This window comes from bacterium (genome assembly GCA_035380285.1).
In the GTDB taxonomy this organism is placed as follows: Bacteria; Auribacterota; Erginobacteria; order Erginobacterales; family DAOSXE01; genus DAOSXE01.
In genome coordinates, this window is the sequence record DAOSXE010000002.1 from 112709 (window position 1) to 123252 (window position 10544).

General features: G+C 65.3%; 9 protein-coding genes. 5 read left to right on the plus strand and 4 right to left on the minus strand.

Annotated elements, in window-relative coordinates; genetic code table 11:
* The first annotated feature begins 91 nt into the window (after window positions 1–91).
* The 4 genes from PLZ73_01610 to PLZ73_01625 all read left to right on the plus strand — a co-directional run bounded on the left by PLZ73_01610 (window position 92) and on the right by PLZ73_01625 (window position 4721).
* Window positions 92–1270 (plus strand): SGNH/GDSL hydrolase family protein, encoded by a 1179-nt coding sequence (locus PLZ73_01610; protein HOO76566.1) that lies wholly within the window; start codon window positions 92–94, stop codon window positions 1268–1270.
* A gap of 100 nt (window positions 1271–1370) precedes the next feature.
* Window positions 1371–1925 (plus strand): LemA family protein, encoded by a 555-nt coding sequence (locus PLZ73_01615; GenBank protein HOO76567.1) that lies wholly within the window; start codon window positions 1371–1373, stop codon window positions 1923–1925.
* A 38-nt stretch (window positions 1926–1963) separates the two neighbouring features.
* The gene (locus PLZ73_01620; protein ID HOO76568.1) at window positions 1964–2860 is read left to right on the plus strand and encodes a M48 family metallopeptidase; all 897 of its coding nucleotides are present in this window, start codon (window positions 1964–1966) and stop codon (window positions 2858–2860) included.
* Between the two features lie 7 nt (window positions 2861–2867).
* On the plus strand, window positions 2868–4721 hold the full coding sequence (locus PLZ73_01625) for an amino acid permease (protein HOO76569.1): 1854 nt from the start codon (window positions 2868–2870) through the stop codon (window positions 4719–4721).
* Window positions 4722–4738: 17 nt separating this feature from the next.
* On the opposite strand, the gene PLZ73_01630 is transcribed toward PLZ73_01625, so the two are convergent.
* Genes PLZ73_01630 through PLZ73_01640 form a run of 3 tightly spaced genes read right to left on the minus strand, consistent with a single transcriptional unit; the run spans window position 4739 to window position 8449 of the window.
* The gene (locus PLZ73_01630) at window positions 4739–6349 is read right to left on the minus strand and encodes a glycosyltransferase family 39 protein (protein HOO76570.1); all 1611 of its coding nucleotides are present in this window, start codon (window positions 6347–6349) and stop codon (window positions 4739–4741) included.
* Entirely contained in the window at window positions 6346–7446 is a 1101-nt protein-coding gene (locus PLZ73_01635) for a glycosyltransferase family 4 protein (protein HOO76571.1), read from the minus strand. The genes PLZ73_01630 and PLZ73_01635 overlap by 4 nt, the downstream gene beginning before the upstream one ends.
* A 31-nt stretch (window positions 7447–7477) precedes the next feature.
* A complete protein-coding gene (locus tag PLZ73_01640; GenBank protein HOO76572.1) occupies window positions 7478–8449 on the minus strand; it encodes an SUMF1/EgtB/PvdO family nonheme iron enzyme in 972 nt (323 codons plus the stop codon).
* A gap of 40 nt (window positions 8450–8489) precedes the next feature.
* Between PLZ73_01640 and PLZ73_01645 the strand changes: the two genes are divergently transcribed.
* Window positions 8490–8822: a MazG-like family protein gene (locus PLZ73_01645; protein ID HOO76573.1), complete on the plus strand. Its 333-nt coding sequence runs from the start codon at window positions 8490–8492 to the stop codon at window positions 8820–8822.
* On the opposite strand, the gene PLZ73_01650 is transcribed toward PLZ73_01645, so the two are convergent.
* Window positions 8800–10089, minus strand: a complete 1290-nt coding sequence (locus PLZ73_01650; GenBank protein HOO76574.1) for an MFS transporter — start codon at window positions 10087–10089, stop codon at window positions 8800–8802. The genes PLZ73_01645 and PLZ73_01650 overlap by 23 nt on opposite strands.
* Window positions 10090–10544 lie beyond the last annotated feature (455 nt).

Genomic DNA, 10544 nt, shown 5'->3' on the forward strand with positions numbered 1-10544 from the left:
TGGCGTTTAGGGGATTTTCTGGAAACCGGTAAATCTCCCCGGCGCCCCGAAAGAGGGGAAATACGTAACCGCGGATGCTATACTAAATAAGATGGGTAAGCTTTTTGCCAGGTTCGCGGTTCTCCTCTGCGCGGCCGCGCTCTGCGTGGCGGTGCTGGAAGGGGCGGCCGGCGCGCTCTTCCCGGCGGCGCCCGGTTTTTTCATCTGGCCCCCGTTTCTGGAGGAAACTTTTTTCCCCGACCAGAAGATCATGCCCGGAACCTCTGCGCAGGCCTGGTTCCGGACCAATTCCCTGGGGTTGCGTTCCTACGAACCGGCTCCCAACGACGATTATCGTGTCCTGGTTCTGGGTGGGAGCGCGGCCGAATGTCTTTACCTGACCCAGCGCGACACCTGGCCGCGGCGCATGGTGACCCTGCTCCATCAGGCCAGACCCGGAATCCGGACCTGGGTCGGCAACGGGGGAAGGTCGGGCCAGACCACCAGAGACCACATCTTCCACGTGGAATACCTTCCCCTCAAGGAGATGGACATCGACGCCATCGTCATCATGGCGGGGGTCAACGACCTGCTCCTGCGTCTGCGCCGCGGAGAGTATTACGACCCGGATTATCTGCGCGACCCCGATTCGGCCGAGACCCAGATCGACCACGCTTTTCTGATGGTGCCCCCCAGTTATTCCATCCCTCCCCCCCCGTTCTGGAGGAGAACGGCGCTCTGGCGGGCGGCCAAACGGATCCGCAACCGGATCTTTCAACCGCCGCCCCAGGACCCCCACGGCGAAGTGGTCCGGTTCTGGAGGGAGCGGCGGGCACAAGCCGGAGAATACCTCGACGCGCTCCCGCCGATGGAGGAAGCCCATCGCGAGTTCATCGCCAACCTCGACCGGATCGTGCACTACGCCGCCCGCAAGGATTACCGGCTCATCCTCGTCACCCAGCCCGCCCTATGGAAAGCGAATATGCCCGCGGAGGAAACGGCTTCCCTCTGGATGGGGGGCGTCGGCAACTTCAAACAGTCGCCGGGGCAGCCTTACTATACACCCGCCGCCCTGGCCCGGGGGCTGGACGGCTACAACCGTCTTCTCAGGGATTACTGTCTCTGGAGGGGGGTCGAATGCATCGATCTGGCTCAGGGCTTTCCCCGCGATCTCGGCCATTTTTACGACGACTGTCATTTCACCGTCGAGGGAGCCGACCTGGTGGCCCGGATCGTCGCCGGGTATCTTCTCCAGGGACCCCCGTGGAGACGTAGAGCCGAGGGCCTGTAAAGATGCTTGCCAGAGGAGAGGGGAACGGGTACATACTTTTCCCGGAACTTTTTCCGGCTGCTCGCGCAGCGGGTTCAACCGTCCGACAGGAGGAAACGAGATGATCGCACTCTGGGTGATCGTGGGGTTGATCGTAGTAATCGCTATCTGGGTGGTGGGCGCCTACAACGGCCTGGTCCGCCTCCGCCAGCGGGTCAGAAACGCCTGGAGCCAGATCGACGTCCAGCTTAAACGCCGTTTCGACCTCATCCCCAACCTGGTGGAGACGGTCAAGGGGTATGCCGCCCACGAAAAGGAGGTTTTTACCCGGGTGACCGAGGCCCGGGCCGCCATTCAGCAGGCCGGTTCGGTGGACGAGCGGGCGCGGGCCGAAAACATGCTCACCCAGACCTTGAAAAGCCTTTTCGCCGTGGCCGAGAACTATCCCCAGCTCAAGGCCAACCAGAATTTCCTCAGCCTCCAGGAGGAACTCACCTCCACCGAAAACCGGATCTCGTTCGCCCGACAGCACTACAACGACCAGGTCATGATCCTCAACACCAGAATTGAAACGTTCCCCAGCAACCTCGTGGCCGGAAAATTCGGTTTCACCAGGGAGCCTTTCTTCGAAACCGAGGCCGCCGCCGAAAAAGAACCGGTGAAGGTCTCTTTTTAATTCAATCGAGCTCGGGCAAACATCGAAAGACAACGTTCATGTACGAGGAAATTTCCCGGAATAAGCGTAATTCCCTGCTCCTGATCGCCGTTTTCTGCCTGGTGGTGATGGGCATCGGCTACCTGGTGAGCGCCGCCACGGGTTCGCCCGCGTTTCTGGCGGCGGCGTTCGTCTTCGCGGTGGTTTTCTCCCTCAACGGCTACTATTTCGGAGACCGGATGGTTCTCCTGGCCAGCCGCGCCCGCGAGGCCGATCCCGTACAGTACCGCCAGCTCTACAACGTGGTGGAGGAACTGACCCTGGCCTCGGGGCTGCCGATGCCCAAACTCTACATTATCGCGGACGACGACGCCCCCAACGCCTTCGCCACCGGCCGGGATCCGGAGCACGCTTCCATCGCGGTCACCACCGCTCTGCTGGAGCGGCTCAACCGCGAGGAACTCCAGGGCGTCCTGGCTCACGAACTCAGCCATGTCGGAAACCGCGACATTCTTTTCGCCACCCTGGTCGGCGTTCTGGTGGGAATCATCGCCCTGCTCTGCGATTTTTTCCTGCGCTATACCTTCTGGGGCGGCGGCGGCCGGAGGAACCGATCCGGGGGCGGAGGCGGAGGCAACACCCTCATTCTCGTCGCCGCCCTGGTCCTGGCGGTCCTGGCCCCGATCGCGGCCAAGCTGATCCAGCTGGCGATATCGCGGCAGCGTGAGTATCTGGCCGACGCCGCGGGGGCGAAAATGACCCGCAACCCCGAAGGGCTGGCGCGGGCGCTGGAAAAGATTGCCCTTTCGCCCGGAAAGCTGGAGGCGGCCAACCGGGCCACTCAGCACCTTTACTTCGTCAACCCGATGATGGGGCTGAAGGGAAAACAACTGTCGGGCCTTTTCAGCACCCACCCCCCGGTAGAGGAAAGGATCAAGCGGCTCCGCGGACTCTAAGCCCGAAATGAACGAAGAACTCAAGCGGACGCTGGGCACCCTCGATATCTTCAGCATCGCCGCCGGCGCCATGATATCTTCGGGGCTTTTCGTCCTGCCCGGCTTCGCCTACGAGCGGTGCGGGCCGGCGGTCATCCTGGCTTATTTCGCCGCCGGCCTGATGGTAATCCCCGCCCTTCTGGCCCAGACCGAACTGGCCACGGCCATGCCCCGTTCCGGGGGGACGTATTTCTTCGTGGACCGCAGCCTCGGCTCCCTGACCGGAACCCTGGCCGGACTGGCCAACTGGTTTTCCATCGCCTTCAAGGGGGCCTTCGCCCTGACCGGCATCGGCGCCTTCGCCGGCCTGATTTTCCCCGGGCTGGGCTCCTTCGAGACCCGCCTGATCGCGGCGGGGGCCTGCCTGGTTTTCGCCGTCCTCAACCTTGTCTCCGTCCGGCACACCGGCCGGATGCAGACCATACTGGTCGGGCTGCTTCTCGCCGTTCTCCTCTTCTTCGTCGTCGGCGGCATGGAAGAAATATCCCTGGACCACTACCGGGGCTTCCTGGCCAAGGGTTGGAAGAGCGTTTTCGCCACCGCCGGCCTGATATTCGTCTCTTTCGGGGGTTTGACCAAGGCCGCCAGCGTCGGCGCCGAGACCAGGAACCCGACCAGGAACCTCCCCCGGGGCATGGTGTCGGCTTTCGTCGTCGTTATCCTCCTCTATGTTCTCGCGGTGACGGTGGCGGTCGGAGTTCTTCCCCCCGGCGAATTGAGCGGTTCGCTGGCTCCGCTTTCGGAAACCGGCAGACTCATCTGGGGGACTCCGGGCCTGGCCGCGGTCTCGGCCGCCGCCATGATCGCTTTCATCACCACCGCCAACGCCGCCATCCTCTCCGCCTCCCGGGCCCCGATGCAGATGAGCCGCGACGGGCTCCTGCCCCGGGTTTTCCGCCGGGTCACCCGCCGGCAGCGGACCCCGTCAGCTTCGATCCTGGTCACGACCGTCTTCATGCTCGGCGTCGTTCTTTTCCTGGGCCTGGAAGACCTGGTCAAGACCGCTTCGACCATGATGCTCCTGCTCTTCATCAGCGTGAACCTCTCCATCATCATCATGCGGGAGAGCCGCATCCACAGCTACCGCCCCACCTTCCGCTCCCCCCTGTATCCCTGGTTCCAGATCGCCGGAATCGTCGTCTATATTTTCCTGATCCTGGAGATGGGGGCCGTCCCCCTCTTCATCACGGGCGGTTTTCTCCTCCTGGGAACGGCCTGGTACCTGGTCTTCGCCCGACGCCGGGTGCGGCGCAGCAGCGCGCTCATGCACGTCGTGGAGCGGGTCACGGCCCGGGAACTGAAGACCCCCACCCTGGAAGCGGAGTTGAAGGAAATCCTGGTCGACCGCGACCGGATCGTCGAGGACCGTTTCGATCTTCTGGTCAAGGACTGCCCGGTTCTGGACATCCGGGAACGGGTGTCTTCGGGGAACCTGCTGGAACTGGCGGCGCGGGAACTGGCGGGGCGGCTCCTGGTCCCGCCGGAAACGCTCAGGGAAAAATTCACGGAGCGGGAGCGGCAGTCCTGCACGGCCATCGCGCCGGGAATCGCCCTGCCCCATATCCTGGTGGAGGGAAACGGCATTTTTCAGGTGATGCTGGCCCGGGGCCGCGAGGGGATCGTCTTCCCCTGCGTCGACGACCCGGTCTACGCCGTCTTCATCCTGGCGGGATCCCCCGACGAGCGCAACTTCCACCTTCGGGCCCTGATGGCGATCGCCCAAGTCGTCCAGGACCCGGGTTTCTTCGCCCGCTGGAGGGAAGCCCGCAACCCCGAAGAACTGCGCAACATCGTCCTGCTGGCTCCCCGCCAGCGAATTTGAGGAGAGAACCCGGGATTTCAGTTCCCGGAGATGAGATGGAACATCCGGCGCGGGCCTTTCCGGGCCCGGGCGAGGGTTTTCCAAGGCGGCGGGTCCGGGTTTTCCTCCTCGAACTCTTCCATCCGGGGCACGACGATCAGCTCGAATTCCGGATCTTCTCCGGAAAGGATCCGGGCGATTCTCTCCGGTTCCCCGACGCCGGGAAGGACAATGCCGCCGTATACGAAAAATACGCCTTGGGACGCCTCGTCTTCGCCCCAGACGCAGACCCGCCCGCGCGCTTCCGGAGGAACGGCCGCGGCCAGCTTTTCCACCATGGGCCGGTAGCTCCAGACCCGGTTGAGAACGGGCGCGGCGGTCAGCACCGCGGCCAGGAGGAAAAGCGCCGCCGCCGCCCCGGTCTGGGCGGCGATGTTCCCCCGTAAACGGCGGTATGAGTAAATCCCGACGGCGGCCGCGGCCATGGCCGCGAAGTTGACGCCCAAGCCCACGCTGACGGTTCCGTCCTTTTCCCCCACCAACAGAAAGGAAGACACCGCCAGGGCGCCGACCAGCACCGCGGCGATGGCCCGCAGGGCGACCCGGCTCCAGGGGGCCAGCCTCCCCATTTCCCAGGCCATGACGGCGGCGAAAGCCGGAAGGAGCGGATAGAGGTAGACTTCGCGCTTGGTCCCGGAAACCGAAAGGACGATCAGCCCCCCCAGCCCCCAGGCCAAGGCCACCAGCAGCCAGTTCCCGCCCATTTCGTTTTCGAATTCACGGGCGCGGCGGCGGATTCCACCGAACAGGGCCGGGGTCCAGGGCAGCAGCAGCAGCGGCAGCAACCACAGGTAATATAAGGGGCCCTTGACGTGTCCCAGATGGGCTGCCGTGCCGGTAAACCGGCCGACCTGATTGTCGAGAAACCACTCTTTCCACAGTTCCGCTCCTGCCTCCAGGTAAAACAACCGCATCCAGGCCAGGGGAATGCCCAGGGCCAGGAACCCTGCTCCCAGGAGATGCAGCCGGCGACGACGCCACGCCTGCCGCCGGTAGAGAAAAAAGCTGGCCCCCCAGGGGAAAACCAGGAGGGCCCAGGCGACGGTCCCTTTGACGAGAAAGGCGGACCCCGCCGCCAGGTACGCCCCCAGGATCAAGCCGGGACGGTCGCCGGCCAGCCCCAGGAAAAGGGAGACGACCGCCGCGGCGACCAGGAACATCAGGAGGGGGTCGATGATGATCCAGTGCCCGGCGCGGAAGAAGCTGATGGTGGTGGCCAGGATCAGGACTGCGGCTTTCCCCCGTTCCTTGCCCCAGCATGCGCGCACGCCCAGCCAGGTCGCGAGCAGGGTCAAGGCGGCGGCGAGAGCCGAAAGGGCACGGACCGCGGTGGCGGTTCCGACCAAGGCGCCCAGAGACCGGTTCATCACCCACCCCGCCCAATAGTAGAGGGGCGGTTTTTCCACGAAGGGGCGTCCGCCCAAGCTCGGTACGAGCCATGAACCGCCCTCGCCCATGCCCTGAACCAGCGCCGCTTCCCGAGGTTCGTCCGGGGTCCAGAGGTCGCGCCCTCCCACCCCGACCGTCAGGGTGAGCAGGGCCAGGATAAGAACCCAGGCGGGGATTCCTGCCGAGGACTTCGGCCTCATCTCCATTCCGGCACCACCGGGCGCAGAGCCTCCCCCAGCGCGGCGGCGAAGACCTCGGAGGAAAGCCGTTCCACGGCGAACCGGCGCGCGGCCTCGCCCATGCGCCGGGCGAGATCCGGATCGGCGAGAACCCGGCCGATCGCCGCCGCCATCTCCTGGGGGCGGTGCGGGGGCACCAGAAAACCCGTGACTCCTGGCTCCAGCAATTCCGGGATCACGCCCACCGTGGTCCCCACCGCCGGGCGCCCCGCCGCCAGATACTCCTCGATCGCCCGGGAATTTTCCTCGCTTCCGATCGAGGCCTGGGCGCAGACGGTGGCGATGGAGAGGAAACGGTTTATGTCGTTCCGGGGCCCGAGGCAGAACAGGGATTGCCCGAAGCCCAGCCGGCGCGCCTGGGCCTGGAGCCGTCCGGGCTGGCCTTCCCACGGGCACCCGACCAGGACCAAGACCGCCTCGGGGAACCGGCGCCGGACCAGGCCCATGGCCTCGACCAGGCAGTCGTGGCCCTTGACCGGCGCCAGGCGGGCGACGCAGAGAACGACGGGTGCCCCGGGAGGAATTCCCAGTTCCCGCTTCAGGTCCTCGTCCGGGGGCAGCGGCCGGAATCGCCGGCAGTCGACCGGGGCCAGTATCCGATGGACGCGCCGGGGGTCCATCCCCGTCCGTTTCACGAGCCGGTCGCGCACCGCCGTGGAAGAAACGATTACGGCGGCGGTCATCTTCCTATAGAGCCAGCGGTCGAGGGCGGACGCGCCGGGCTCCTTGGTCCCGCTGCGGAGGTGGACCAGCGGAGCCCGCCCCCGGAGCGCCAGGGCCGTCTGGAGGTGAGCCGTCTCCCGGAGGGAATGGACCAGATGGAACCGTTCGCAACCGAGCAGACCCTGGAGCCAGAGGGCTTCGGATCCGGGCCAGCGACGGCGCGGGAACTCGACGACACGGGCGTGGCGGGCGGCGGCCTCGGCGAAGGCGCACTCCCCGGGAGTGACCACGGTAACGTCGAAACCCAGCGCGGCCTCGGCCCGGAGCACGCCGTCGGCGTATTCCGTTTCTCCGTTCCAGCGCCGGCGCATACTGACGATCAGGGATCGGACCATAGGCTGACTATACGGAGGGGAAAAAGCAAAGTCAAAGGCCCTCGGCGGGGCGGGACACGGAGGCGCCGGCAAAGGGCTCCGAGCTCCCCGCGACGTCGAGGAGCACCCGGAAGCCGGACCCGTTGGTGGCGTCGTGCCGGCGATGGGCGCTGCGCCACGCCGGCCGCACGTCGTCCGGCTCGAAGTACCACGAGCCTCCCTTGAGAACGCGTCGGTCGGTCCCTTCTCCGGGCCACGGCTCCTGGCCGACGGGGTCACCGGCCCCGCCCCGGTGCCAGCCGTCCCCGCACCATTCCCAGGCGTTGCCGGCCAGGTCGTAGAAGCCCAGGGAGTTCGGGGGGTACGACCCGACCGGAGCGGTCCAGACGAATCCGTCGCCGACCGTTTGCTCCTTCCAGGAAGGAAACCGTTTCCAGGCTACGGCGTCGGCGACGTTGGCCCGGGAACAGATGCCGGCGGCGCCGGTTTCACCGGAAAAGGCGGAAGCATTCCCGGCCGCGGCCGCGTATTCCCACTCCGCCTCGGAAGGAAGACGGTACCCCGGGCCCAACCAGGCGCAGAAGGCCCGGGCATCGGCGAAACTGATCGCCACCGCCGGGTGGTCGCTTCCCTGCGAAAACCCCGGGGTTTTCCAGTTCACCCCCCGCCGCTTGCCCCAGCGGTCGCCGTGCCAACCCGAAGCGAACCCCTTGCGTTCGGCGTCGGTGACGTACCCGGTGGCGGCGACGAAACGGCGGAACTGGTCCACGGTCACCTCGAACTCTCCCAGGTAGTAGGGGCGCACGATCTCCACCCGGTGCCGGGGGAGTTCGGCGCCGTCCGGCCCGGTCTCTTCACCACCCATCGTAAACTCCCCCCTTCCGATCAGGATCAGGGGGATCCCGGTCTTCGGTTCCCGGATCTGGGAGGGGAGTTCCTCCCCGCCGGATACGGCCCGCGCCCGGGAGGCGAACGCCGCCGCGAAAACCGCCGCGGCCCAGAGGGCGGCCGTGCTATAGTTCACACGTCTTTTCACTGCGACTCCATACCCGAGGGAGAAAAACATGAAGATAAGCCAGGCTCAACAGGCGATCAAGGATTTGCTGGGGGAGATGGAGCATCCCCGTCTCGGCTCCTACATCGCCCTCAGCGAGGAAGTAGGGGAAGTGGCCGATGAGATCATGAACCTGGAGATCTACGGCCGGAAGCACGATACCGCCGACCTCGCCTCCGAAATGGGGGATGTCATGGTCGCTCTCTGCGAACTCGCCAATGTCTACGGGATCGACCTGGAATCCGTCTTTACCGCCAAGGTCGAGGAACTCAAGCCGCGGGTGTCGGAGTGGGAGCGGACGCTGGCGGAAACGCTGCGGCTCAACCGCGAGCGTCTGGATTGACCTCCCCCGAGCAGAAGGTCCCGACCGCCCCCGACGGTGGGCCGCCGGCGGCGGAGCGTCCCCTGCCCCCCCGCCGGAAGGGAACCCAGACCAGAAAATGGCCGAAGGCCAGGCCGATCAAGGCCAGAGCGGCGACATAGGCCCCGACCTGCCCCATGGTCCCCGCCACCCGGAGGTTCATGGTCACGGCCGAAGTCAGCGAGGCCATCCCGAACAGCACCACCGCCACCATCGCCGAGGCGGGACCGGCCACGGGCTTGAAACGGGAGAGTATGGAGGCGTTGGCGATCGGCGAGACCAGACCGGCACCGAAACCGTAAGCGCTCATCAAAACCACGATCCACGCCGCCCCCGAAACCCCCAGGAGATTCAGTGCTCCTCCCAGGGCGGCGGAACCCACCGCCAGGAACATCCCCAGGCGGAACACCTCCTCCAACTCCTTCTTTCGAATCAGGAAGCGGGCCGCGTTTAAACCGGCGATATAGAGGCCCACCGTGGGCAGCGCCAGGAAAGAAAACAGGTGCGCGGGGATTCCCAGCTGCACGTGGTACCAGAAGGGCATGCCGGAGTAGTATCCGACCAAGCCCCCGGTCAGAGACCCGTAAGCCAGGGCGAACCCCCAGAAAACCGGGGTTTTCAGGATGGAGAGGTAGGTCCGGCCCAGGCGGCGAGGCAAACCGGGAGACGGATCTCCGGGGCAGGTTTCCGGAAGCCGCCGAAAGGCCGTCACCGCAAAGGCGGCGAGAACGATGAGAAAAAAACCGAAAATCGCCCGCCAGCCCAGGCCGGCCATCAGAAATCCGCCGAGGATGGGGGCGAGGGCGGGCATCGCCGCCGCGCTGCTGCTGACCAGGCCTATCCTGCCGACCAGTTCCCGTCGGTCGAAGACCTCGGCCAAAACCGTCCGGCAGAGGGGCGAGGCCGCGCCCATTCCCATCCCCTCCAGCGAACGGCCGACGATATAGAGCGGAAGGCTCCCGGCGCAGAGAACGGTCGTCGTCCCCAGGGCGGTGACCATAAGGCTGCACCAGAGCGTCCGCCGAACCCCCCACCCCTGGATGAAACCGCCCCAGACCGGCTGGGAGCAGGCGAAGAAAATCAAGAAGAGCGAAACCGACAACTTGATCCCGGCGCTGCCGGTCTTCAGCTCCGCCGGCAACCGCGGCAGGGCGGGCAGGACCATTTTGATCGAACCCCAGCTGATGAGGATGAGGGCGAATACCAGCCAGAAGATCCAGCGTCGATCGATTGTCTCGGGGCGTTCCATGGCGTATACCGTTCGAAAGAGAGAGTATCGCCAGGAATTCACGGATTGCACAGATCAAAAACTAAGATTTCGCAGATTGGGACCATCTGACCCGGTAGATTTTTGCACCTGTGAAAAGCATAGGGCATAGGGCATAGGGCATAGAGCACGTCGCTGAAGCTCCTCGCAATGACATATAATTCTCCGAACCCGGACCCCGAACCCTAAACCCCAAAGGGTCCGGAGCGGAGGGGGTTTTCTCTATGCTCTATGCCCTATGCTCTATGCTCTATGCCCTATGCTCTATGCTCTAGGCTCTATGCTCTCTGCTTCCCCCCCTCAGGGATTGGTGACGGGCAGGTCGGTGGAAGCGCCGTAATAGGGAGAGGTCACCCCCCGCACCAGCCACTTGCCCGAGGCCGAGCGGAAGACGGCGAAGTCCCAGGTCCCGTCCCCGTCGTAGTCCGCCGGCTGGA

What these genes read in the sequence shown, in the direction of transcription:
- PLZ73_01620 (HOO76568.1), top strand. Translation starts at nt 1,964, where the DNA reads ATGTACGAGGAAATTTCCCGGAATAAGCGTAATTCCCTGCTCCTGATC.
- PLZ73_01635 (HOO76571.1), bottom strand. Translation starts at nt 7,446, where the DNA reads ATGGTCCGATCCCTGATCGTCAGTATGCGCCGGCGCTGGAACGGAGAA.
- PLZ73_01650 (HOO76574.1), bottom strand. Translation starts at nt 10,089, where the DNA reads ATGGAACGCCCCGAGACAATCGATCGACGCTGGATCTTCTGGCTGGTA.
- PLZ73_01615 (HOO76567.1), top strand. Translation starts at nt 1,371, where the DNA reads ATGATCGCACTCTGGGTGATCGTGGGGTTGATCGTAGTAATCGCTATC.
- PLZ73_01645 (HOO76573.1), top strand. Translation starts at nt 8,490, where the DNA reads ATGAAGATAAGCCAGGCTCAACAGGCGATCAAGGATTTGCTGGGGGAG.
- PLZ73_01625 (HOO76569.1), top strand. Translation starts at nt 2,868, where the DNA reads ATGAACGAAGAACTCAAGCGGACGCTGGGCACCCTCGATATCTTCAGC.
- PLZ73_01630 (HOO76570.1), bottom strand. Translation starts at nt 6,349, where the DNA reads ATGAGGCCGAAGTCCTCGGCAGGAATCCCCGCCTGGGTTCTTATCCTG.
- PLZ73_01610 (HOO76566.1), top strand. Translation starts at nt 92, where the DNA reads ATGGGTAAGCTTTTTGCCAGGTTCGCGGTTCTCCTCTGCGCGGCCGCG.